The organism is Caldisericia bacterium (assembly GCA_030018355.1).
GTDB lineage: Bacteria > Caldisericota > Caldisericia > B22-G15 > B22-G15 > JAAYUH01.
In genome coordinates, this window is record JASEFN010000002.1 from 149,166 (window position 1) to 174,223 (window position 25,058).

The following is a 25,058-nucleotide window of genomic DNA, read 5'->3' on the forward strand; positions in this document are numbered from 1 at the left end:
TATACCGACTAGTTGGTATAATTATAATAAAAAATAAAAATTTTGTCAATAGATTTAATAATTTAGTTTAAAACATTTTATCTTTTAATCCAATTGATTCTATAAGGAGTTTTTTTGATGCATCTCTGTATAATTTTGATATTGTTCCGATGCTTGAAAAAATATAGTTTTTATCAATTAAAATTTTCGGATTTTTTGGAACAAGAATTCTTTCATCAATTATTCCTTTAAAAATATCTTCCATCACTTTTTTCATTGAAGGTATTTGTGTTAATACCCCACCTGTTCCAATTACATACCTTATATTTCTTAAATCTTTTCCATAAATTGCTTTAAGTTTTCCAGAAGGTGTATATAAAAATCTAATTTCGCCAACATGTCTTAAAAGAGAGGTTTTAAGACACATCTCGCCTAATTTTTTTGTTATGTAAATTTCATATTTTGTTTTAGGAATAGGTTTTATGTGCTTTATATATTTACTTAACTTTTCTTTTTCTAATTCTGAAAATAAAGATAAAACATTTTGACTTGAAACATAAACTCCAAGATCTCCTTCAACTGTTCTCTTGTTTAATGGTTCAGGGTAAATAACAATTGAATCTTTTTCAATTTTTCCTTCTGTTACAGAATGAACATCTGTTGTTGCACCACCTATATCAAATCCCATAACATCTCCAATTTCTTCATATAAAAGAATAAATGAGTTCATTACAGCACCAGGAGTAGGAATAATTTCTCCTTCAAGGAAGTTTCTTATTTTTTCCATTCCAGGGGCATGAACAATATGCTCTTCAAAAACTTTTTGGATTACTCTTCTTACTGGTTCAATATTTAATTTATCTATTTCAGGATAAACATTTTCTGTTAAGTATATTTTAAAATTTTTCTCCTCAAAAATTTTTTTAACTTCTTCTTGAATAGCAATATTTCCAGCATAAATAATTGGTGGCTTAATATTTAGGGTAGAGAGCCTCTTTGCATTTTCAAGCACAATATCTTTTTCACCAAAGTCAACTCCACCAGAAAGTAGTATTATATTTGGTTTTATTTCTTCAATTTTTTTTAAATCATATTGAGATATAAGCCCTGCAGTCACCATTTTTGTAATTGCTCCAGCACCAAGGGCCGCTTCTTTTGCTGCTTTTGCAGTCATTTCTGGGACAAGGCCATGTACAGTCATTTTAAGTCCACCAGCTGCTGAGGAGTTTCCATACATGTGTGACCAAGTTAATTTTTTAGTATTTAATTTATTCTTAAGATCTTCAATTGCTCTATTAAGACCAATTGTTATATCTCCTTCATTGACTGTTGTATAAGAAATTCCCTTGCCGAGATAGACTGGATTTTTCGATTTGATTTTGTGAAAAGCATTTACTTTTGTTATTGTTGATCCAATTTCAACAACTATTAAATCGATTTTCATATTTTAAAATTATATCACATTAAAATTTCTAATTTTTGTTAAAATTTTAACAATAATGATACCTTGAGTTTTTAAAAATTTCATTTAAAATTATAATTGCATTTATGAGTGAAGAAAACTTTAAACTTATCTCTCAATATAAACCAAAAGGAGATCAACCTCAAGCAATTGAGAAGTTAGTTGAAGGAATAAAAAAAGGGTATAGATTTCAAACTCTCCTCGGAGTAACTGGTTCAGGAAAAACATATACAATGGCAAATGTAATTGCACAAGTTAATAAACCTACCCTTATTATTTGTCACAACAAAACTCTTGCAGCGCAACTCTATTCAGAATTTAGAGATCTATTTCCTTATAATAGAGTTGAATATTTTGTAAGTTATTATGATTATTATCAACCAGAAGCTTATGTTCCTCAAAATGATCTTTATATAGAGAAAGATGCAGATATAAATGAAGATCTTGTAAAGTTAAGACATAAAACATTAAGAAGTTTAATGGAAAGAAGAGATACTATTGTTGTTTCCTCTGTTTCATGTATTTATGGTTGGGATGATCCTACTGAATTTTTAAAAGGATTAATTGAAGTGAAAGTTGGAGAGAAACTCTCAAGAAAAGAGTTAATTAAAAATTTAGTTATGCTTCAATATGAAAGAAATGATATAGATTTTTCAAGAGGAAAAATAAGAGTAAGAGGGGATATTGTTGATGTTTACCCAATTGATACTGATTATGCGGTAAGAATTGAGTTTTTTGGAGATACTGTTGATAGAATCTATTTAATTGATCCACTTTTATCAACAAAGGTTGAAGATCTTAAGAGTTTTATTTTCTTTCCAGCAAAACAATTTTTAACAACAGAAGAAAGAATTTTAAGAGCAGTTGAAAGCATTAAAAAAGAATTAAAGGAGAGAGTTGAATATTTTCTTTCACAAGGAAAGTATCTTGAAGCAGAAAGACTTACACAAAGAACAAATTTTGATATTGAAATGTTACTTGAAACTGGTTATGTTAAAGGAATTGAAAATTATACAAGACATCTTTCAGGAAGGAAACCTGGTGAACCACCATATACGATTATTGATTATTTTCCATCAGATTTTTTAATCTTTATTGATGAATCTCACATAACAGTTCCACAGTTAAGAGGTATGTATAATGGTGATAGATCAAGAAAAGAAACTTTAGTTGAATATGGATTTAGATTACCATCATGTCTTGATAATAGACCACTTAAATATGAAGAGTTTTTAGAGAAAGCAAATCAAATAATTTTTGTATCAGCAACACCCTCAGATTATGAACTTTCAATTTCAGAACAAGTTGTTGAGCAACTAATAAGACCTACTGGATTAATTGATCCAGAGGTTGAGGTAAGGAAAAGTAGTGGACAAATTGAAGATTTAATAAAAGAAATTAATGAAAGAGTGAAGAAAAATGAAAGAGTTTTAGTTACAACTCTTACAAAAAGAGTTGCAGAAGATCTTGCAACATATCTTTATGAGAGGGGAATAAGAGTGAGATATCTTCATGCTGATATAGATACAATAAAAAGAGCAGAAATAATAAGAGACCTTAGAAAAGGAGAGTTTGATTGTCTTGTTGGAATAAATCTTCTTCGAGAAGGATTAGATCTTCCAGAGGTTTCTCTAGTTGCAATATTAGATGCTGATAAAGAAGGATTCTTAAGGTCTCATACTTCTTTAATTCAAATGATTGGAAGAGCAGCAAGAAATGTTAGTGGAAAAGTGATAATGTACGCTGATGAGATCACAGAATCAATGAAAAAAGCAATTGATGAGACAAATAGAAGAAGAAAAGTTCAGATGGAATATAATTTAAAACATGGTATTAAACCTGAAACTGTAAGAAAAGCAGTTAAAGAACTTATCGATCTTCCATATAAAGAAAAGGAAGAGTTTGAGAGTTTTGTAAAAGAGAGTGAAAAATATATGAGCATAGAAGACATTGAGGCTCTTATAACTCAACTTGAAGAGGAGATGTATCTTAAGGCTGAAACTCTTGAATTTGAAGAGGCTGCGAGAATTAGAGATAAAATTTTTGAATTAAAGAAAAGGTTAAGAACATTAGCCAAAAAGGAGAGATGATGCTATGATACTATCTGTTATTTTAAACCCCTTTGTTGAAGAAAAAGTAAATGTAAAAAAATTTCAATTTGGTGGAAAAAATCAATTAGAGATTATAAGTAAAAAGCCAAGCGGAAGGGGAATAAACGCAGCAAGATATATAAAAGAACTTGGAGGAAATGTCTCTGTTTTGAGTATAATTGGGGGAAAAAATGGAGAGTTTATAAAAGAGTCAATGCTATCTGAAAAAATTGATTTTGATTACATAATTTCAGATGAGGAAAATCCAATTCATCTTGAAGTTTTTGATGAAAGAGGTATTGAGACAGATTTTTATGAAAAAGATCCTGTTATTTCCCCAATTGATGTTAAAAATTTTGAAAATAAATTTAGAGAAAAGGTAAAAGATTATGACATAATTCTTTTGACTGATGGAACTCCAAATGGAATATGTAAAGATATATTTAAACATTTGATCCAAATTTCAAAAGATAAGGATAAATTAGTAATTTTTGATGCAAAAGGTGAAATGCTTAAAGAAGGATTAAGAGCAGAACCATATATTGCAAGAATTGATAAAGAAGATTTTGATTATCTCACAGGTTCAAATTTTATTTCTCTCACTAAAAGATTTAAAAGTTATAATGAAATTAAACCCGAATATTTTATAATTTCAATTGATAAAGGAAATATAATATTTAATTATGAAGATAAATTTTTTAATCTTCTTTCAAAAGTTATTTTAAAAGAGAACCCTTATGAATTTATTAAAGATACCTTTATTGCTTCACTATCATATTATCTTGATGAAGGAGTAAACTTTTTTGATAGTTTAAAATATGCTTTTTATATTTCAACAAAAAGCACCATTAACAAGATTGAAAAACCGAAAAATATTGTTGAAGTTGAAAAGGAGATTCTTTTAAGAGAAATTTAAATGGAAATTTTTCTATCTCTTGGAAGTAACATTGAGCCTAAAGAGTTTTTTTTAAAAAAGGCAATTTTTTATTTAAGAGAAAAAATAAAAATTAAAAAGATCTCTTCTCTTTATGAGACTGAACCATGGGGTTATAAAGAACAAGATAAATTTTTAAATATTGTTATTCAGGGCGAAAGTGAGGAAGATCCAGATAATTTAATTAAATTTATAAAAAATGTTGAAAAAAAAGTTGGAAGAAGTGAAAATTTTAAATGGGGACCAAGAGAGATTGATATAGATGTAATTTTATATGGAGATAAAATAATTGAAAAAGAGAATTTGATTGTTCCACATAAATTTTTTGAAGATAGAGGATTTGTTGTAATTCCACTATTTGAGATAAATAAATATATTATAAATCCAAAAAGTAAAAGAAAAATTGATGAAATATATGAAAGAGTTGATAAAAAAGGGGTTAAAAAAATTGAAAGTGAAGATTTTTTTAAAGATATTTATTCAGAAGTTAATATTAATCTTTTAGATGAAAAAGATTTTGAAATAATTAATTTAGAAAGTATAAATTCTACTCAAGACTATTTAAAGGAAAATTTTTCTTTAAATCGTCTAGTAATTTCAAAAATTCAGACAAAAGGTAGAGGAAGAAAAGGAGCATATTGGGTTTCAGAAAAAGGCGGTTTATTTTTTTCATTCTCATTAAAACCATTTAACTACATTTATTTTTTACCAATACTTGTAACTTACTCTATGGCAAATGCTTTAAAAAAATTGATTGATTTAAATTTAAAAATAAAAATTCCAAATGATTTATATTTAAACAATAAAAAAGTTTGTGGAGTAATCTCCGAGGGATATTTTAAGGATATTGTTCTTCAAGGAGAAATAATAGGTGTTGGATTAAATGTGAATCAAAATAAAAGAGATTTTCCTCAGGATTTAATTGAGAAAACAACTTCTTTATATATAGAAACAAATAAATTTTTCTTTATTGATGAGATTTTAAAACTTTTTTTATATGAACTTAAGAGAAATTTAGTAGATTATGAAAATGAAAATTTAAATCACATCATCAAAGATTTAGAGGAAAATTTTAAAATTTTTGAAGACCCATTTATTGTTAAATTTAATGAAAAAGAAATTAAAGTTTATGGAGAAAAATTTATTGATTATAAAAATTTAAAAGTAAAAGACTTAAATGGTGAGGGGCATGTTGTTTCTTTACACAATATACCTTAGGAGGAGATATGAAATTAAAGGAAATTATTTCAAATGAAATCCAAAAGAGGGTATTTCTTCTTGGAAATGAAGCATTTGCAAGAGGTTTTATAGAAGGAGGAGGAAAATTAGCAACAACATATCCAGGAACTCCTTCATCAGAAATAGGAAATGTATTAAGTAAAGTTGCAAAAGAAGTGGGATTTTATTTTGAGTTTTCTACCAATGAAAAGACTGCTTTTGAAGTTGCTGCATCTAGTTCATTATCTGGTTTAAGAAGCATGACTTTTTTCAAACATGTGGGTCTTAATGTTGCAATGGACTCTTTTATCACTTCTGCTTATATTGGAACAATTGGTGGTTTTGTAATAATTTCCTGTGATGATCCAAATATGTTTTCATCTCAAAATGAGCAAGACAATAGAATTCTTGCAAAGTTTGCTGGTTTACCTATTCTTGAACCAAGAAATCCAGATGAAGCAAGGAAAATGGTAAAATATGGTTTTTTATTATCAGAAAAATATGGGATTCCAGTTTTTATTAGATCAACAACAAGACTATCTCATATGAGAGGTATTGTCCAGTTAGAAGAGATTGAAAGAGTTAAAAGGAATCAATATTTTAATAAAAATCCAAATAGATTTGTGCCAATTCCTGCAAATGCAAGAGTACTTCATAAGAATTTAGTTGAAAAAATTAAAGAGATTGAGAGTGAGTCGGAAATTTCAGATTTTAATTTTATTATTAAAAATGGTAGATCATATGGAATAATAACCTCAGGAATCTCGTCAAATTATGTAATTGATATAGTTATAAAATATAATCTTCCATTTGATATTTTCTCAATTGGATTTTCAAATCCCATTCCAAAAGATAAAATTAAAAATTTTCTTGAAAGTTATGAAAATATAATTGTTGTTGAAGAATTAGAACCTGTTATAGAGAATGAGGTTAGAGTTTTAAAAGAAAAAAATAATTTAAAAACAAATATATTCGGAAAAGATGACAATATTTTTTCAACTCTTTATGAATATAATCCAGATAGAGTAAAAAATTATCTATTCAAATTTTTAGGAAAGGAAAAGGAAAGGAAGATTTTCAAAATAGAAAATATAACACCGCCCTTAAGGCCACCAGTTCTCTGTCCTGGTTGTCCTCATAGAGCAACATATTATGCTGTCTTTAAAGTTTTAAGAAAGTTAAAAATAAAAGATGCAATATTTCCATCAGATATAGGATGTTATACACTTGGAATAGGAAAACCTTTTGATATGGCTGATACATGTTACTCTATGGGAAGCTCAATAGGAGTTGCCTGTGGTTTATCTAAATCAACTCAACAAAAAGTGATTGCTTTTATAGGAGATTCAACCTTTTTTCATGCAGGAATTCCTCCTTTAATTAATGCTTTCTACAATAAAAATGATTTTTTACTTTTTATTCTTGATAATGGAACAACTGCAATGACTGGACATCAACCAAATCCAGGAGTTGGATTTGACGGTATGGGTGAAGTTGCTCCAATAGTAAAAATTGAGGACCTTGTAAAAGGTATAGGAATAAAATTTGTTAAGGTTGTTGATCCATACAATTTATCTGAAACTATGAATGCAATAGAAGACGCTTTAAAACAAGAAGGGGTTAAGGTTATTATTGCAAGAAGAGAATGTGCATTGATAAGAGATGATAGATTAAGAAAAGAAGGAGTTATAATTAAATATTTTATTAATGAAGATAAATGTAGAAATTGTTTAATTTGTGTAAGACAATTTTCATGTCCTGCAATTTATATTGAAAATGATAAAGTTAAAATTAATGAAGTTTTATGTGATGGTTGTGGAGTTTGTAGTGAAGTTTGTCCATTTAATGCAATAGAGGTGATAAAATGAATGAATTTAACATTTTAATTGTTGGAGTTGGAGGGCAAGGGGTTTTAAAACTTGCTGAAATGATTTGTGAAGTTTCTTTACTTGAAAATAAAAATGCATTAATGAGTGAAATTCATGGTATGGCACAAAGAGGTGGGTCTGTTTTTTCTGAAGTTAGAATTGGAGATGTCTTAAGTCCAATTTTTGAAGATGGTGAAGGAGATTTAATGATTTCATTAGAACCTTCTGAGGTTTTAAGATATATTCATAAATTAAAAAGAAATTCCTTCATATTAATAAATGATAGTGAAATAATTCCTTTTACTGTTTCTTTAGGAATTTCATCATATCCAAAGAAAGAAGAAATTTATAAATCTTTAAAAGATTTAACAGATAAACTTTACATAATTAATGGAACAAAATTATTAGAAGAAAAGAGCATCGCTTATACTTTAAACTCTTTTATGTTTGGAGTTTTCTCATATTTAAATCCGTTAAACTTTTCTTTAGACAATTTTTATAAAGTTCTTGAAGATAACTTTAAAGGAAAAAATTTAGAGTTAAATAAAATCTCATTTGAATTCGGAAGAGAAAAAATAAAAGAGTTTAAGATATAATAAATTAAAAAGGAGGATTAATGATGGAAAAAAGATTTTTAACTCCTGGAAAATTTAAAGGATTAAAGAGACTCGCAGATGAGAGTGGTAGATTTAGAATGCTTGCAATAGACCAAAGAGGCTCTTTAAGAAAAATGCTTTCAAAGGCAACTGGGAAAGATACAAAAGAGATAAAATATGAAGATATGGCTTTAGCAAAAAGACTTGTTATAGAGTATCTTTCTCCATATTTTTCTGCAACTTTAACTGATCCGCAATATGGACTTCCCGAAGGAATAAAATTCCTTGATAGAGATTCAGCACTTCTTCTTGCAATTGAGGAGAGTGGAACAAAAGAGGGAGGATATAAGAATAGAGAAAAATTAACGCCTATTCTTGAAGGTTGGAGTGTTGAGAAAATTAAAAGAGCAGGAGCAGATGCTGTGAAACTTCTTTTATATTATAGACCTGATTCTTCACCAGAAATAAAAGAACATCAAGAGAACATCGTAAGAATGGTTGGTAATGAAGCAAAAAGATTAGATTTTCCATTTGTTTTAGAGCCGATGAGTTATCCATTTAAAGATGATGAGGTTGAAAATGAAACAAATTTTATTAGAAGAAAACCAGAAATTGTATTAAAAACAGTTGAAGAATTTTCAAAAGAAGAGTATGGAGTTGATATTTTAAAACTTGAATTTCCAGTAGATTTAAAATTTGTAGATGATTTTTCATGGGGAGCTTTTGATGGAAAGGAGAGAGACGCTGTTTTTACAATTGATGATGCATATGAATTTTGTGAATCAATAACAGAAACTTCCCGTGTTCCTTGGGTTATTTTATCAGCAGGAGTAGATATTGAAGAGTTTTTAATTAATGTTGAAATTGCAAGTGAGTCTGGAGCAAGTGGTTTTCTAGCGGGAAGAGCGGTTTGGAAAGAATTTACAAAATTTTTCCCCGATTCATCAAGTATGAGTTTGTGGCTTAAGACTACTGGTGTTGAAAGATATTATAAACTTGTTGATGCATCAGCAAAGGCTGTGCCTTTCTTTGAGCATCCATATTTTGAAAGTTTCGCAAATATAAGAATTGAAGATGAGGGCGAGAGTTGGTATTTAAAATATAAAGATTTTAAAGGTGAAGACTCAAAAGAGATTAAAAAAGGAAAGGAAGAATATTAAAGAAAAAAGAGATTAAGGGAGGTGTATTTAGCACCTCCCTTAATTGTGATTTATTTATTAACACCTAAATTTTAAAATTGTATATTATTCAGCCTGATCATTTGTGACTATAAATTTCTTTTCTGTCATAAAATACCTCCCTTAAATTATAAAAATTAATCTACATCACACAAACAATGATATTTTTTCTTTTTTTCCATATAAAATATTGACAATAAGATTTTCTATGATAATATAATTAATTTAATACCTAAGTAAGGAGGGCACCATGAAGAGGTTAACTTTAATTTTAGTAGTTTTAATGTTATTAGTAGGTATTGCAAGTTTTAACTCTGCTTGCAAACCAAAACCACAGGTTCAAGGAGAGATTAAAATCGGTGGAGTTGGACCAATTTCAGGTGAGGCTGCAACATTTGGTCTTTCAACAAGAGAAGGTGAAGAGTTAGCAGTTGAGGAATGGAATGCAAAGGGTGGAGTTTTAGGTAAAAAAATCAAACTCATTTTTGAAGATGATAAAGGTGATCCAACAGAAGCAGCAACAGTTTATACAAAATTAATTGAACAAGACAAAGTTGTTGGGATTGTTGGAACAGTAATGAGCAAATGTTCTCTTGCTGGTGCGCCAATTGCTCAAGCCAAAGGTGTTCCAATGATTTCACCAACATCTACAAATCCAAAAGTTACAGAAGTTGGTGATTACATTTTTAGAGCATGCTTTATTGACCCATTCCAAGGAACAGTCGGTGCTAATTTTGCTTATAACGATTTAGGAGTTAGAAAAGCAGGATGCATTTTTGATATCGGAAACGATTATACAAAAGGTTTAGCAGAATTCTTTAGAGATCAATTTATAAAACTTGGAGGTCAAATTGTTGGATTTGAATCACATCCAACAGGAGCAACAGATTTTAAGGCACAATTAACAAATCTTATTAAAGCAGGAGCAGAACTTATTTACATCTCTGATTATTACAATGATGCAGGACTAATTATGAAGCAAGCAAGAGAACTTGGTTTTAAGGGCTATTTCTTAGGTGGTGATGGTTGGGATTCTCCAAAGTTAGTTGAGATTGGTGGTCAAGCAGTGGAAGGTGGTTTCTTCACTAACCACTTCTCAAAAGATGACCAAAGACCAGAAGTTCAAGAATTTGTAAAGAAATATAGAGAAAAATATGGAAAAGATCCAGATGCTTTAGCCGCTCTTGCTTATGACGCAATGAATATTATGCTTACAGCCATTCAAACCGCTGGATCAACTGATGGTGCAAAGATAAGAGATGCAATGAAGAGTCTTACATTTAAGGGTGTTTCTGGTGTAATTAAATTTGATGAAAAGAGAAACCCAGTAAAGTCAGCAGTTATTATTGAAATTAAAAATGGCCAACAAGTTTATAAGACAACTGTAAATCCATAAAATTTATTTAGATTAGGAGGGGCAAGAAGCCCCTCCTTTTATTAAGGAGAGTTATGGAAAAGATATTTAATTTACAACAGTTAATTAATGGAATTCAACTTGGAAGCATTTATGCATTAATTTCTCTTGGTTATACAATGGTATATGGTATAGTAAGGCTCATTAACTTTGCGCATGGCGACTTTTTTATGATTGGAGCATTTGCAGCATATTTCACTGTTGTTCTTTCTTCAGCCAAAGGATTAAATATTCCAGTTTTTCTCGTTTTTCTTATAAGTATGGCCTCAGGAGCAGGAGTTGCAGCACTTGCAAATCAAGTTGCATATAAACCTTTAAGATATAAACCAAGGCTCTCTGCTTTAATTACAGCAATTGGAGTTTCTATGTTTATTGAGTATATTTTTTCTGCTCTTCCATTTATTGGGCCATCATATAGGGCTTTTCCTAATAATCAATTAATAAAAAGTAAAATATTTGAATTTGGAACATTTACATTATCGAATTATGCTATTATTGATGTCCTTGTAAGTATTGGTTTAATGTTGTTTTTAACCTACCTTGTTAAATATACAAAAGTTGGAAAAGCAATGAGAGCAGTTTCTCAAGATAAAGATGCAGCAAAACTTATGGGAATTGATATTGAAAAAATAATAATGATAACATTTATTGTTGGTGGAGCATTTGCAGGAGCAGCAGGAATTTTAACTGGAATTTCATATCCAAGAATTTTTCCATATATGGGAATTCTTCCAGGTCTTAAGGCTTTTATTGCAGCAGTTTTGGGTGGTATTGGAAATATCCCAGGTGCAATGCTTGGAAGTTATATAATGGGCATATCAGAAACTTTTGCTACTTCATACAATTCACTTCTTGGCGAAGGTATTGCATTTGCAATTTTAATTATTGTATTGATCTTTAGACCTCAAGGACTTCTTGGTGAAACAATTGCAGAAAAGGTTTAGGAGGATAGAATGAGACTTTCAAGAAATCTCAAATTAATTTTTTATGCCTTGATTTTTTATCTTTTTATTTTTTTAACTCATAGATTTCAAATTTTAATAAATGATTATCTTCTTCATATAATAAATGTTTCACTTATATATGTTATTCTTACTGTTAGTTTGAATTTAATTAATGGTTTTACAGGTCAATTTTCAATAGGACATATGGGTTTTGCAGCAGTTGGTGCATATATTTCAGGAATTTTAACAACTCTTATATGGAAAATTCAACCTAATAGTATATATAATTATATACTTTTTATAATTGCAATGATAATTGGTGGAATAAGTGCTATGGTAATAGGATATCTTATTGGACTTCCAACCTTAAGATTAAGAGGAGACTATCTTGCAATTGTTACTCTCGGATTTGGTGAAATAATAAGAACAATTATTAATAATGTCGATTATGTTGGTGGTCCAAGAGGTCTTCTTGGTATTCCAAAATTTTCGAACTTTACAATAATTTTTGTAATAACATTAATTTCAGTAATAGTAATGAGAAATATTGTTTATTCAACACATGGAAGAGCATTTAAATCAATCAGAGAAGATCAAATTGCTTCAGAACTTGTTGGTGTAAATACCACAAAATACAAAGTTATGATATTTACAATTGGTTCATTTTTTGCTGGAATTGCTGGTGCTCTTCTTTGTCATCTTCTTCAAATTGCACATCCAACTCAATTTGGATTTATGGGTACAATTTTAGTTCTTGTTATGGTCTATGCTGGTGGAATGGGAAGTATTTCTGGTTCAATAATTGCAGCGTTTGGCTTAACATTTATGTCTGAAGGATTGAGGCTTGTTTTAAGACAACTTGATGAGATGACACCAACAATATCAATTGGAATTGAATGGAGAATGGTAGTTTATTCTTTACTATTAATTCTAATAATGCTTTTTAGAACAGAAGGTCTTATGGGGAAAAGAGAGTTAAAAATTCTTGTACCAGAAGAGGAGGAGAGATAAAATGGACATAGTTCTTTCGCTTAAAAATGTAACTCATTACTTTGGTGGTTTAAGAGCAGTTAGCAATTTTAATCTTGATTTACCTAAAGGTGCATTATGGGGTTTAATTGGGCCAAACGGTGCTGGAAAAACAACAATATTTAACTTAATAACTGGTGTATATACACCAACTCAAGGAAAGATAATTTTTGAAAATGAGGATATAACAGGTTTAAAATCTCATTTAATAATTGAAAAAGGAATTGCAAGAACATTTCAAAATTTAAGAATTTTTAATGAACTTACAGTACTCGATAATATTAGAGTTGCGAGGCACTTTAGAACTAATTATTCAATTTTTGATTCTATACTTAGAACCAGAAAATATTTTGAAGAAGAAAAAAGAATAAAAGAAGAAGCACTAGAATTACTTGAATTATTTGGCTTAAAACACAGAGCAAATGATTTAGCAAAACACTTACCTTATGGTGAATTGAGAAAACTTGAAATTGCAAGAGCACTTGCAACAAAACCAAAACTACTTCTTCTTGATGAACCAGCAGCAGGTATGAATCCAAAAGAGGTTGGAACGCTTATGGAATTAATTCATTCAATAAGAGATACATTTAAAGTTACAATTCTTCTTGTTGAACATCAAATGAGAGTTGTAATGGGAATTTGTGAAAGAATTAAAGTTATGGATTTTGGTGAAACAATTGCTGAAGGTACTCCAGATGAAATAAAAAATGATAAAAGAGTAATTGAGGCTTACCTTGGAAGCGAAGGAGGAAGATAAGATGCTTGAAGTTGTAAATCTTGAAGTAAGTTATGGAGCAATAAAAGCACTTAAAGGAATATCATTTAAAGTTAAACCAGGAGAAATTGTAACACTTATTGGAGCAAATGGTGCTGGAAAAACAACCACTTTAAGAACAATAAGTGGATTAATTAAACCTTCAAAAGGAAAAATATATTTTAAAGGTCAAGATATCACAAATCTTGACGCACATAAAATTGTTGAACTTGGAATCTCACATGTCCCTGAGGGAAGAAGAGTTTTTGCAACATTAACAGTTATGGAAAATCTTGAACTTGCTGCATGGACAATTAAGGATAAAAAAATAAGAAATGAGAGATTTGATATGGTTTTTGAAATTTTTCCAAGACTTAAAGAGAGAAGAAAACAACTTGCAGGAACTCTCTCAGGTGGTGAACAACAAATGCTATCTGTTGCAAGAGCATTAATGATTGGTGGAGATATTATGCTTCTTGATGAACCATCAATGGGTCTTGCTCCAATTCTTGTTGATGAAATTTTTGATATTCTTGAAAAAATAAATAAACAGGGAACAACAATTTTACTTGTTGAGCAAAATGCAAGAAAAGCACTTAATCTGGCTAATTATGCTTATGTTCTTGAAGTTGGAACAATTGCTCTTGAAGGAGATGCAAAAGAATTGCTTAATGATCCACGAGTAAAAGAGGCATACCTTGGAGGATAGGAATTCATATAGAAAAATTTTCGAGAACTAAACCTTCTCCAGGCTCATATAAATCTATTAACTCTCTTTCTTTGTATAAATAAATTCTTAATTTAAAAAACTTTTTATTATCTTTTTCAGAAAATTTTTTTGTATCAATTTTAATTAAAATAGAGCCTTCACCAAAATTAAAAAATAAATTTTTTATAAAAATATCACCAACTTTTTTCTCATTTAAACCATCTAATATAATAATAGAAATTGATTTATTGGTATAGTTAAACAAAGACCACCTCATTTTTATTTTTAAAAAATAAAAAGAGTCAATTTTAACACCACTTATTCCTGTTATTGTTATATTTTCTTTTAAATATTTATCATTAAGAATCTCTTCATATGGATATATTGACTCAAAATAATTTTTATTTTTTTTGAAATCCAATCTTACACCAGCATGAAAAGATTGTAATGTTGTAAGATTTCTCACCTCTTTTTCGTAATATCCATTATATTTATCAAAATAACCATAAGTTGGGTCTAAATTTATCCATTTTCCGCCTACAAAAGATTCAACAAATGTGTGATCAACTGGAAAACCAGATGCAAAAATAAGTCGTGATGGAATTCCCAAACTTCTTAATAAAGAAAGAAGAACAATAGATCTTTCTGAACATACTCCATAAATTGAACCCTCTTTTTCAAATTTTTCAATATAATAATAATCTGGATAATCACCAGTAAAAGTAACATTAATTCCTGAGGCAAAAACTTTCATAACGAAATTTAATATCTCTTTTGAGGTTTCAAAATCATCATCCTTTTTTAATTTTTCAACAAAATATTTTATTTTTTCATTATATGGGTGAATTCCACCTTCTTTTTCAAGAAGCGGGGTTGTAATTCCATATTCAAAATTATATCCAACAATGTAAGGTATTAAATCTTTATTAGTAGTATTAAAATGGAAATTTTTAACAGTTCCAATAATTATTTTTAATTCATAAGGTCTAAAATAGTGAACAAAAGTTAATTTTCCAGTATAAACTCCTTGTAAAGAATTTGTTTTTATTTTCAGTTTTAAAAAAATTTCTCTTTTTGGAAGAACTCCATCAATATGATAATATCCATTTTCATAAATTGGTTTTATCCAGTTAAATTTATTATTTTCTCTTTCTCTTTCACCCATTGCCCACTCAATTATTTCTATATTTGCATTAAGAGGATTTTCAATCTTTATCTTCAAATTAAAACTGTAATCTCTCTCGAAATAAAGTTTATCTATTATTTCAAATTCACTATCTATTTTATAATAGTGAATAATTGGAAATGGTAATTCTTGAGGATTGCCTAAAAGTGATAAAAAGTAAATATAATTATAATATATGAGCCATATAAAAAATAGAGATATAAATAAAAATAGATAACTCTTAAAGTATTTTTTAATGTGTCTTTTTATCTTTAAATATTTTTCAATAACTTTTCAAATTCCTCTAACCTCTCGTTTATAACCTTAACTTTAACTTCTTTAATCAAGGAAGTAGCGATAGAAAAATCTCCAACATAATAGGAAAAATGAGCATCTGAAGATATAAAAATTTTTACATTATATTTTTCACAAAGATATAACATATCTTTGTAATAATTAATCCAGATCTCTCCTCTTTTAAGAACATTGTTATTTAATTCTAAAAATTTGCCCAAATCAGATGCTGCTTTAACTACCTCTTCAAGATTTATAGGATATGGAAAATATGGATCACCTGGATGAGCAACTCCTTTTATATAACTTTTTTTAAGAGCCCTTATCATACTTTTCGTATTTTTCTCTTTCGAATTTGAAGAGTATGGAGTTTGGTTATGAAATGCAATTATATTGAAATCTAAATTTTTTAAAATTGATTCAGGAAGATCAACATCTCCCTCATCAGAAATTATATTTAATTCAACACCTGTAAAAATTTTTATACCATCAATATATTCAGGAAGATATCTAGAAGCAAGCATCTTAAAATATTCTATACTTGGACTATCTGGTCTAAATGGTCCATGATCTGTTATACAAATTCCTTTTAAACCAACTTTTTTGGCCTGATTAACATTTTCAATTAATGTTGAGAAAGCATGACCTGTTAAAATTGTGTGAGTATGGGCATCAACTTCGATTTTCATCTTTTAGATTCCTCAATTGGAATAAATCCTTCACCCAATACTTCTCTTGCATCACCAATAATTACAAATGCTTTTGGATCTTCTTCATGAATTATTTCTTTTAATTTTGAAATCTCTCTTTGATGAACCACACAAAGAAGTGCTTTCTTTTCAACACCTGTATATGCACCTGTAACCGAGAGTTCAGTTACTCCTCTTTCAAGTTCATCCATAATTCTTATTTTAATTTTGTCAACTGCATTTGAAATTATAAATACAGTTTTTGCTGTTAAAAAACCTTCTTGAACTGCATCTACTACTTTTGAAGAAATAAAAAGAGAAAGCATTCCATAAAGTGAATATTCAAGTGCTTTAAAAACAATTCCTGCAATAAGCACTATGGTTGTGTCAAGAATGAACATTGATGTCCCAAAAGAGAGACCTGTATAACTATAAATAATTTGACCTAAAAGATCAGTGCCACCAGTACTACCCCAGTTTTTAAAGACAATTCCTACTCCAATGCCAACAAGTACTCCACCATAAATTGCCGCAAGAAGTGGATTTGATGTTAGAGAAGAGAAATAAATTGAGAAAAAATCAATAAAAAATGAAGATGTTATAACTCCAAAAAGAGTCAATCCTATAAAATTAAAACCCCATTTTTTACCAGCAATTATAAATAGTGGAAGATTTAGAATAAAATACATTGTTCCAACTGGAAAGCCTATTAAGTGATAAATTATGATTGATAAACCAGAAAATCCACCTGGTGCAATTTTATTTGGTGATAAAAATAAAACAATACCAAAGGCTTGTATTATTGATCCTAAAGTTATTCCTAATAATCTTTTAATTAATTTCTTTATTGGTGTTTTTATCTTTTTCATCCTTTATATATTTTAAATAACTCCATATAAATTCATCAATATTTCCAGAAATTACTTCTTCAACATTATATATTTCTAAACCAGTTCTGTGATCTTTAACAAGTGTATATGGATGAAAAACATAACTTCTAACTTCATAGCCCCATGAAGCAGAAACAAAACCTCCCTTAAGTTCATAAATTTTTTTTTCTTTCTCTCTTCTTTTTAATTCAATTAATTTCGCCATAAGTATTTTCATTGCAGTTTCCTTATTTTTTAATTGAGATCTCTCATTTTGACAGGTTGCAGTTATTCCTGTTGGTAGATGAACAATTCTTACTGCGGAATCAGTTTTATTAACATATTGACCTCCATGACCACTTGCTCTAAAAACATCAATTCTTAATTCATCTTCAGAAATTTTTAACTCTTCATCTTCAATTTCTGGAATTACTTCAACTAAAGCAAAAGATGTGTGTCTTCTTCTATTTGCGTCAAAAGGTGAAATGCGTACTAATCTATGAACTCCACCTTCTCCTTTAAGAAGACCATAAGCATATTTTCCTTTTACAAGTATTGTTGCACTTTTTATACCAGCTTCTTCTCCATAAGATACATCAACAACTTCAGTTTTAAAACCTTTTTTGTCGCACCATCTCAAATACATTTCAAAAAGAATTTGAGTCCAATCCATAGCATCAACTCCACCAGCACCTGAGGATAAAGAAAGAATTGCGTTTTTATCATCATATTCACCTGAAAGAAAATAGATCTTTTTGTACTCTTCAAGATTCTCGATTAATTTCCTTATATTTTCTCTTAACTCTTCTCTTAAACTCTCGTCTTCTTCTTTTTCAAGAAGTTCAACAATTATTTCACTCTCTTTTAACAATGAAATAATATTATCACCTCTCTCTTTCTCTTCTTTTAGTCTTTCAAGATCAGATAATATTTTTTTTGCCTCTTCACTACCCCAATCTTTTATAATAAAAGTTTTTTCTTCAAGTTCTTTTATTTTTAAATTTATCCTAAGAAGTTCCTCTTTAAGAGAGAGGTTTTCAAACTCAATTTTTAGTTTTTTTAAGTTCTCTTCTTCTTTCCTCTCTATTCTTTTTTCGTTCAATTGTTATCTCCACTCTAAATAAGAATTTAATCCAATCTTCTCTTATTGATTTCAACATTGATTGAAATAGTTCAAATCCTTCAAGTTGATATGCAATTAATGGTTCCTCATGTCCATATGCTCTAAGACTAATTCCTTCTTTAAGGTGATCCATATTATATAGGTGATCTTTCCATTTATTATCAATTATTCTTAATAAAAGATATCTTTCAATTTCTCTTAAAGGATCTTCTCCAAAAGAGTTTTTTATTTCTTCAATATTTTTAGAAAGTTCTCTAAGTTGATTCTCTTTTTCAATATATCTTTTTTGAGCAATATCAAATAAAACTTTTTTAACTTCACTCTCTTTTATTTTTGAGAGTTCTTGAGGAGGTATGAGAATTTGAGTTAAGTCTAAAAATGCCTTAGATAGCCCATCATAATCTTTTTCTTCAAGAGTTTTTGATAAATGTATTTCACAGATTTCATTTAAAATCTCATCTAAAAATTTAAATACATCTTCTCTTAGATTTGCTTTTTCTAAAATTCTTCTCCTTTCTTTATATATAATCTCTCTTTGTTTATTCAAAACATTATCATACTCAAGTAAATGCTTTCTTATTTCAAAGTGATAGGCTTCAACCCTTTTTTGAGCATTTTCAATAGTTTTTGAAAGAAGAGGATGTTCAAGAGGGGTTTCATCCATTTTAAAGAAATCCATAAGTTTTTTTATCATATCTCCACCGAATATTCTTAAAATTTCATCTTCAAGTGAAAGATAAAATCTTGAACTTCCTGGATCTCCTTGTCTTCCTGCTCTACCTCTCAACTGATTATCTATTCTTCTTGATTCATGTCTTTCTGTTCCAATTATGTGAAGTCCACCTAACTCTTTTACCCCTTCACCTAAAACAATATCAACACCACGACCAGCCATATTTGTTGCTATTGTAACCATTCCCTTTTCTCCAGCATGTTTTATTATTTCTGCCTCTTTTTCATGATATTTTGCATTTAAAACTTGGTGTGGTATTCCTTCTCTTTTTAGCATTGAAGATAAAATCTCAGATTTTTCGATTGATCTTGTTCCAACAAGAACAGGTCTCCCAATTTTATACCACTCTTTTATCTCCTCAACAATTTTTTTAAATTTTATTTTTTCTGTTCTATATACAACATCTGGATAATCTATTCTTATCATTGGTTTATTTGTTGGAATTACAATAACAGGAAGACCATAAATTTCTATAAATTCATCCTCCTCTGTTTTTGCAGTTCCTGTCATTCCTGCGAGTTTCTTATACATCCTAAAATAATTTTGAAAAGTTATTGTAGCAAGTGTTTGACTCTCTTCTTTTACTTTTAAACCCTCTTTTGCTTCGATTGCTTGATGAAGTCCATCAGAATATCTTCTTCCAAACATTAGTCTTCCAGTAAATTCATCAACAATAATTACTTCACCATCTTTAACAATATAATCTACATCCTTTTTGAAATGAACAAGTGCTCGTAATGCTTGAATCACATGACTAACAAGTTCAACATTTTCACTTGCATAAAGATTTTCTACTCCAAAAAATTTTTCAACTTTTTTAACACCAGATTCAGTTAAAGTTACATTTTTTTCTTTCTCATCTGATGTATAATCTTCATTTATTTTTAATTGTTTTGCAATTTGCGCTGCTTTGTAATAGATTTGAGTACTTTTTTCACTTGGTCCAGATATAATAAGAGGTGTTCTTGCTTCATCTATTAAAATTGAATCAACTTCATCAACAATTGCATAAAAAAGTTCTCTTTGAACTATTTGATCAAGAGAAATTGCCATATTATCTCTTAAATAATCAAAACCAAATTCGTTGTTGGTTCCATATGTTATATCAGCGAGATATGCATCTTTTCTTGAACATGGTACAAGTTTAACAGTAAATTTTTGAGGATCATCCCATTCAACAAGGAAAGACGCTTCATGTTGGATAACACCAACACTTCTTCCTAAAAATTTATAAATTGGTCCCATCCATAAAGCATCTCTTTTTGCAAGATAATCATTAACTGTTACAAGATGGACTCCTCTTCCTAAAAGTGAATTTAGATATATTGGAAGAGTTGCAACAAGGGTTTTTCCTTCACCTGTTTTCATTTCTGCAATTTTTCCTTCATGAAGTACAACTCCACCCATAAGTTGAACATCAAAATGTCTAAGTCCTATTGTTCTTTTTGAAACTTCTCTCACAACTGCAAATGCTTCATATAAAAGACTATCAAGACTTTCTCCATTTTCTATTCTTTTTATGAATTCATTGGTTTTATTTTGCAATTCATCATTTGTTAATTTACTAATATCTTCTTCAAGAGAATTTATCTTTTCAACATATGTAGATAATCTTTTTAATTCTTTTTCTTCTCCTGAAAATAGTTTTTTTAAAAAATTTGCCATATTACTCCTTGTCTAATGATAAAATTACTCCTACAAATCTTACTTTTGGAGTTTCGAATATAATTTTACCCCCAACCCTTACTGTTACTCTATTATATGATAATACTAACTTCTTTGATTTGTTTACACTTTTTACAGTTAAAATCATACTTTTAAAAATTGGATGTGGTGATTTAACAATCTCACCAGTTGAAGTTTCTACAGGATGTTCTGCATCTTTTACTACTTTATCAATAATTACAAAAATTTTGTTTCCACTACTATCAATTAGATAATCTCCAATATTTACATTGTCACAAACTTCTTGAAGTACATTTGAAACTGACATTTTAACTACAACATAAAAAGAAGTCTCCTTTCCTTCAGAATATTTTCTTAATACAAGAAGAATTGAAAAAAGGATTATTAAAAAAATTAGTGTATAAAAAATAAATTTTTTCATAATTATTCAGGTTCTATTAATCCATAATTTCCATCATTTCTTTTATAAACTACATTTATCTTGTCTGTGTTTGAATTTAAAAAAACAAAAAATGTGTGACCAAGAAGTTCCATTTGCATAATTGCCTCTTCTTCGTCCATTGGTTTTAAAACAAATCTTTTAACTTTTACAATTTTTGGAAACTCCTCTGTTATTACAGAGGAAGATGCTGCTTCTTCTGTTTTTTCTAAAAATTTCTTTGTTTCTCTTCTTCTCTCAACAAAACTCTCTTTATATTTTTTAATCTGTCTTTTAATTTTATCAAGAACATCATCAATTGAAGAATAAATATCTTGCGTTTTACTTTCACCTCTAATTACAGTTCCAGACATAGAAATTGTTACTTCTGATTTAAAAAGCCCCCTTTCTTTTGAAATTAAAAGATTTACATCTTGAATATTTTCAAAAAATCTTTCAGCAGTTGCAAATCTCTTTTCTGCATAGTTAATAATATCATCTGTTAAGTTTAATCCTTTTCCTTGAACAATAAGTTTCATATTATCCTCCTAAATGTTTATATTAAATATAAAAATCAAATTCAACTTTTAATTAGTATAATATTATTTCTACTTTCTGTCAAATTATTGAAATTTAAATTATTTTATAATTTTCTTAGAAGATTAATATAAAGTAGTCAATTGATTATAAGTACATATTTTTTTAATTTCTCCATTTTCAAGGACCACAATTCTATCTGCAATTTTAAAAGTTGAAGGTCTATTTAAAAAATGCTCTTGCTAATGCAATTCTTTGTGCCTCACCTGCAGATAAATTAATACCACCTTCTCCTATAATTGTATTAAGTCCATAAGGCAATTTATTAATAAAATCAATATGAGCATTTATTAATGCATTTTCTAAATCATCTATATTTATATTAGTTGCTCCATAGGTTAGATTATCATATAGAGTTCCATTAAATACAAAATTTTCATGTAAAATTAATAAAATAGACTTTCTAAGAGAAAGTAATTTAATATCTTTAATGTTAATTTCATCTAAAAATATCTCGCCTTCTTGAGGATCAAAAAATCTTACAATCAATTTTGCAAGAGTTGTTTTACCTGCGCCAGTAGGTCCTATTATTGCAGTAATACTATTAGGAGGAAATTCAATATTAATATTTTTTAAAACTTTTTTTGAATTATAATAAAAAGATACATTTTTAAAAATTATTTTTCCTTCTTTAGGGATATAATCTATTGCATCCTTTTTTTCTATAACATCTGATTTAATGTCCAGATATTTCTTTATTTATTAATTCTTTTAATTTATTTAAAAAAATTTTTTGTTCCAAATTTTCAGTTGATAAAGATTTGATCAATTGAATTTTTTTAAAATGTTCTACAGTATAACTATTTATTTCTTGTGCCTTAATTTTTGTTTTTTTAATATTATAAAGAATTGGGTTTCTAAACTTTGTAATTATATATGATTGAATAATAAGTATTATAAAAGCGAAAATTGCTAAAACAATATTCCATTTAATCATAAAAATAGCACTGATTAAAAGAATTAATTGCATTGGAATTTGAATAAGAAATTCTCGCCAAGAGTCAACAAGTGATTCTGTATCACTATGAATTCTATATGTTATACCACCACTTGTCTCTTTTTCAAAAAATTTGAGTGAAGCATATTGTAAATTTTTAAAAATGTCCAATTTTAAATATTTTGATAGGTATGATGTTAATAAAAAGGTTATTAATACTAAAACTGAAATAATAATTAAAGGTTTAAAATATGAATAATTTTTACCAATTAAAACAAAATCCATCAAATATCTAGATAGTAAAGGAGAGATAAGAGTGCATATTTCTGCTATGATACCTAAAATTATTCCAAAAAATATTTTTGTCCATTTACCTTTTAAATATAATAGGAGTAATAAAAAATAATTTTTTATATCTTTTATCATTGTAATTTAATTATAATATCTTTAGTTATTTTATTATTGATATTGATTCACTCTTTTCTTTAATTCATTTATAAAATCATCAATTTTGTATGGAGAAATTCCATATTTTCTATCATTTGTGTATAATAGAAGGACATTTTTTAATGATGAAGTCGAATACATTCTAACAATACCTAAATCTGAATATAACACATCTTTTAAGGCAAACCCAGGAAATCTAAAACTTGCTAAAATATTTAATTTTAAATCTCTAATTTCCCATTTTTTAATGTCTTTACAATTTATTATATCTTTATAAGGACCACATGAAAGGATAAGATTATTTTCTGAAAATATATATTTCATTGTATGATAAATTGAAATGTTAAATATCATATGTCCAATAAGGAACAAAACTACTACTAAAAGTAAATATTGAATAAAAAGAGGTTTTGTTCTTTTTCTTATTGCTTTTATAATATAATAAAAGAAAATTATAAGGATTAAGATAATTATTGAAAAAATTATATAGGTAAAAATATTTAACCTTGGATAAAATATCAATTCATTCATTTCACTTCCTCCTTAATTTCTTTAACTCTTCTCTCAAGTTCTTTTACAAATTCTTCTTCATTTTGTGGAGTTAAACCATATTTTCTTTTTTTAGTATATACCAATAAAATTTTACTACCCATTGATGTTGCAAACATTCTTACTTTTCCTTCATTTGCAAAGTAACAATTAAATAAAGCAATTCCAGGCATTCTTAAACTTGAAAGAGGATTGAATTCAAGGTCTTTGTTCTCCCAAGAAACAATATCTTTATAAAAAATTTTATCTTTAAAAGGTCCATATATTAAAAGAAGGTGATTATCTTTAAATTCATATCTTAAAGTATGATATGTTAAAATCAATATTAAAAAAAGTATTGAAAAGGAAATCATAATAATTAGTATTATTAATAATATTATTGTTATATGAAGTTCAGTTGCGATAATACCATAATCTTTAATTAACATTATTGATGCTATAAAAAAAGTAAGAAATACTATTAATAATGAAATATATGCATAAAATTTATATCTTGCTTTAAAAATTTTATTATTTTTCATGCTCAATCTCCTTATTTAAAATTATTTTTCTAATTTTTTTATTTGATGCAAGAGTTGGCACAACTAATAACAATGCTGCATAAAAAACTGCAACTGCAATGACATCAACAAGCACATATCCCCATGCTAAAAACCATGTTTCAGTTTTATACTTTAACAAAATAAGTGAATAAAATAAGTAAATAAAATAGATACTATAATCCACCCTAAAATAATTATTAAATAAATTGGGATATATTTTAGAACAATTTTTGTTTTTTGAATATCATCCTTCTTTAAAACTTTAAGAAACAAGGTTGTGAATATTATACCAATTATAATAAAACCAATTCCTGAAAAAGTATTTGCTAATTTCCAAACTCTTTGGTCTTCAAATGTTTTTGCAATCCTTATACCAAATAAAAAATTTTGAGGAATAAATGGTGTAATTAGTCCGGTTATTATTAAAATGATAGAAAAGATTATTAAAATATAAATTAAACTATTCTTAATAATAAATTGCTCCTTTTCTTTTTTATTTTCTATTGAATTTCTTTTAGCATAAATATGAGCATAGATACTAGAAATAATTGTAATTAATACTAACGCAAATAGAAATATGTACACAAGATTGTTTAATAATAAATAATTTTTATATAAATAGGCAAGAATATTGATAATTGATAGTATTGCTCCAGCAATTATTAAAAGAATACCTGCAAATTTATTAGATTTTATCCAAACTTTTTCATTTGATAATGTATCAGTAGTTCTTAAACCTATGATATAGTTAGGTTTTTTAATAAACAACATTGCAATTCCACCAAATATTAATATTAAATTTAAAATTAAATTACCAATTAAATATTTCATTTT

The 25,058-nt window shown here is 27.9% G+C and carries 25 protein-coding genes; 11 read left to right on the forward strand and 14 right to left on the reverse strand.

Annotated features, from left to right (window positions below):
* Nucleotides 1-67 precede the first annotated feature (67 nt).
* Complete coding sequence (locus QMD25_02260; protein ID MDI6860825.1) at nucleotides 68-1,423, reverse strand: GlmL-related ornithine degradation protein; 1,356 nt, start codon at nucleotides 1,421-1,423, stop codon at nucleotides 68-70.
* A gap of 104 nt (nucleotides 1,424-1,527) precedes the next feature.
* On the opposite strand from QMD25_02260, the gene uvrB reads away from it, so the two are divergent.
* The 11 genes from uvrB to QMD25_02315 all read left to right on the forward strand — a co-directional run bounded on the left by uvrB (nucleotide 1,528) and on the right by QMD25_02315 (nucleotide 14,175).
* The gene (gene uvrB, locus QMD25_02265) at nucleotides 1,528-3,531 is read left to right on the forward strand and encodes an excinuclease ABC subunit UvrB (GenBank protein ID MDI6860826.1); all 2,004 of its coding nucleotides are present in this window, start codon (nucleotides 1,528-1,530) and stop codon (nucleotides 3,529-3,531) included.
* A gap of 4 nt (nucleotides 3,532-3,535) precedes the next feature.
* Nucleotides 3,536-4,447 carry a PfkB family carbohydrate kinase gene (locus QMD25_02270; GenBank protein MDI6860827.1) on the forward strand — a complete coding sequence of 304 codons (912 nt, stop codon included), beginning with the start codon at nucleotides 3,536-3,538 and terminating at the stop codon, nucleotides 4,445-4,447.
* A complete protein-coding gene (gene folK / locus QMD25_02275) occupies nucleotides 4,448-5,683 on the forward strand; it encodes a 2-amino-4-hydroxy-6-hydroxymethyldihydropteridine diphosphokinase (protein ID MDI6860828.1) in 1,236 nt (411 codons plus the stop codon).
* Nucleotides 5,684-5,691: 8 nt separating this feature from the next.
* The gene (gene iorA, locus QMD25_02280; protein ID MDI6860829.1) at nucleotides 5,692-7,551 is read left to right on the forward strand and encodes an indolepyruvate ferredoxin oxidoreductase subunit alpha; all 1,860 of its coding nucleotides are present in this window, start codon (nucleotides 5,692-5,694) and stop codon (nucleotides 7,549-7,551) included.
* Nucleotides 7,548-8,147: an indolepyruvate oxidoreductase subunit beta gene (locus tag QMD25_02285; GenBank protein ID MDI6860830.1), complete on the forward strand. Its 600-nt coding sequence runs from the start codon at nucleotides 7,548-7,550 to the stop codon at nucleotides 8,145-8,147. The genes iorA and QMD25_02285 overlap by 4 nt, the downstream gene beginning before the upstream one ends.
* 23 nt (nucleotides 8,148-8,170) lie before the next feature.
* Nucleotides 8,171-9,307: a tagatose 1,6-diphosphate aldolase gene (locus tag QMD25_02290; protein MDI6860831.1), complete on the forward strand. Its 1,137-nt coding sequence runs from the start codon at nucleotides 8,171-8,173 to the stop codon at nucleotides 9,305-9,307.
* A gap of 268 nt (nucleotides 9,308-9,575) precedes the next feature.
* Nucleotides 9,576-10,721, forward strand: coding sequence for an ABC transporter substrate-binding protein (locus tag QMD25_02295; protein ID MDI6860832.1), 1,146 nt, complete (start codon nucleotides 9,576-9,578; stop codon nucleotides 10,719-10,721).
* A 53-nt stretch (nucleotides 10,722-10,774) separates the two neighbouring features.
* Nucleotides 10,775-11,683, forward strand: coding sequence for a branched-chain amino acid ABC transporter permease (locus tag QMD25_02300; GenBank protein ID MDI6860833.1), 909 nt, complete (start codon nucleotides 10,775-10,777; stop codon nucleotides 11,681-11,683).
* Between the two features lie 9 nt (nucleotides 11,684-11,692).
* Nucleotides 11,693-12,694, forward strand: coding sequence for a branched-chain amino acid ABC transporter permease (locus QMD25_02305; GenBank protein MDI6860834.1), 1,002 nt, complete (start codon nucleotides 11,693-11,695; stop codon nucleotides 12,692-12,694).
* Nucleotide 12,695: 1 nt separating this feature from the next.
* Entirely contained in the window at nucleotides 12,696-13,469 is a 774-nt protein-coding gene (locus QMD25_02310; GenBank protein MDI6860835.1) for an ABC transporter ATP-binding protein, read from the forward strand.
* Nucleotide 13,470: 1 nt separating this feature from the next.
* Complete coding sequence (locus tag QMD25_02315; GenBank protein MDI6860836.1) at nucleotides 13,471-14,175, forward strand: ABC transporter ATP-binding protein; 705 nt, start codon at nucleotides 13,471-13,473, stop codon at nucleotides 14,173-14,175.
* Between the two features lie 4 nt (nucleotides 14,176-14,179).
* Here QMD25_02315 and QMD25_02320 read toward each other — a convergent pair whose 3' ends face one another.
* The 13 genes from QMD25_02320 to QMD25_02380 all read right to left on the reverse strand — a co-directional run bounded on the left by QMD25_02320 (nucleotide 14,180) and on the right by QMD25_02380 (nucleotide 25,055).
* Entirely contained in the window at nucleotides 14,180-15,397 is a 1,218-nt protein-coding gene (locus QMD25_02320) for a transglutaminase domain-containing protein (protein ID MDI6860837.1), read from the reverse strand.
* A 215-nt stretch (nucleotides 15,398-15,612) separates the two neighbouring features.
* The gene (locus QMD25_02325) at nucleotides 15,613-16,323 is read right to left on the reverse strand and encodes a PHP domain-containing protein (GenBank protein MDI6860838.1); all 711 of its coding nucleotides are present in this window, start codon (nucleotides 16,321-16,323) and stop codon (nucleotides 15,613-15,615) included.
* Nucleotides 16,320-17,192, reverse strand: a complete 873-nt coding sequence (locus QMD25_02330; protein ID MDI6860839.1) for a YitT family protein — start codon at nucleotides 17,190-17,192, stop codon at nucleotides 16,320-16,322. Before QMD25_02330 ends, QMD25_02325 begins: the two co-directional genes overlap by 4 nt.
* Entirely contained in the window at nucleotides 17,155-18,294 is a 1,140-nt protein-coding gene (gene prfB, locus QMD25_02335; protein MDI6860840.1) for a peptide chain release factor 2, read from the reverse strand. Before prfB ends, QMD25_02330 begins: the two co-directional genes overlap by 38 nt.
* Nucleotides 18,236-20,713, reverse strand: coding sequence for a preprotein translocase subunit SecA (secA, locus tag QMD25_02340; protein ID MDI6860841.1), 2,478 nt, complete (start codon nucleotides 20,711-20,713; stop codon nucleotides 18,236-18,238). The genes prfB and secA overlap by 59 nt, the downstream gene beginning before the upstream one ends.
* A gap of 1 nt (nucleotide 20,714) precedes the next feature.
* Entirely contained in the window at nucleotides 20,715-21,155 is a 441-nt protein-coding gene (locus tag QMD25_02345; GenBank protein ID MDI6860842.1) for a DUF4330 family protein, read from the reverse strand.
* A gap of 2 nt (nucleotides 21,156-21,157) precedes the next feature.
* Nucleotides 21,158-21,691: a ribosome-associated translation inhibitor RaiA gene (gene raiA / locus QMD25_02350; GenBank protein ID MDI6860843.1), complete on the reverse strand. Its 534-nt coding sequence runs from the start codon at nucleotides 21,689-21,691 to the stop codon at nucleotides 21,158-21,160.
* 220 nt (nucleotides 21,692-21,911) lie between these two features.
* Nucleotides 21,912-22,316, reverse strand: coding sequence for an ATP-binding cassette domain-containing protein (locus QMD25_02355; protein ID MDI6860844.1), 405 nt, complete (start codon nucleotides 22,314-22,316; stop codon nucleotides 21,912-21,914).
* A gap of 109 nt (nucleotides 22,317-22,425) precedes the next feature.
* A complete protein-coding gene (locus QMD25_02360; GenBank protein ID MDI6860845.1) occupies nucleotides 22,426-23,112 on the reverse strand; it encodes an ABC transporter transmembrane domain-containing protein in 687 nt (228 codons plus the stop codon).
* Between the two features lie 33 nt (nucleotides 23,113-23,145).
* The gene (locus tag QMD25_02365; protein MDI6860846.1) at nucleotides 23,146-23,664 is read right to left on the reverse strand and encodes a PH domain-containing protein; all 519 of its coding nucleotides are present in this window, start codon (nucleotides 23,662-23,664) and stop codon (nucleotides 23,146-23,148) included.
* Nucleotides 23,661-24,203 (reverse strand): PH domain-containing protein, encoded by a 543-nt coding sequence (locus tag QMD25_02370; GenBank protein ID MDI6860847.1) that lies wholly within the window; start codon nucleotides 24,201-24,203, stop codon nucleotides 23,661-23,663. Before QMD25_02370 ends, QMD25_02365 begins: the two co-directional genes overlap by 4 nt.
* Nucleotides 24,193-24,363: a hypothetical protein gene (locus QMD25_02375; GenBank protein MDI6860848.1), complete on the reverse strand. Its 171-nt coding sequence runs from the start codon at nucleotides 24,361-24,363 to the stop codon at nucleotides 24,193-24,195. Before QMD25_02375 ends, QMD25_02370 begins: the two co-directional genes overlap by 11 nt.
* Nucleotides 24,357-25,055, reverse strand: coding sequence for an SdpI family protein (locus QMD25_02380; protein ID MDI6860849.1), 699 nt, complete (start codon nucleotides 25,053-25,055; stop codon nucleotides 24,357-24,359). Before QMD25_02380 ends, QMD25_02375 begins: the two co-directional genes overlap by 7 nt.
* Nucleotides 25,056-25,058 lie beyond the last annotated feature (3 nt).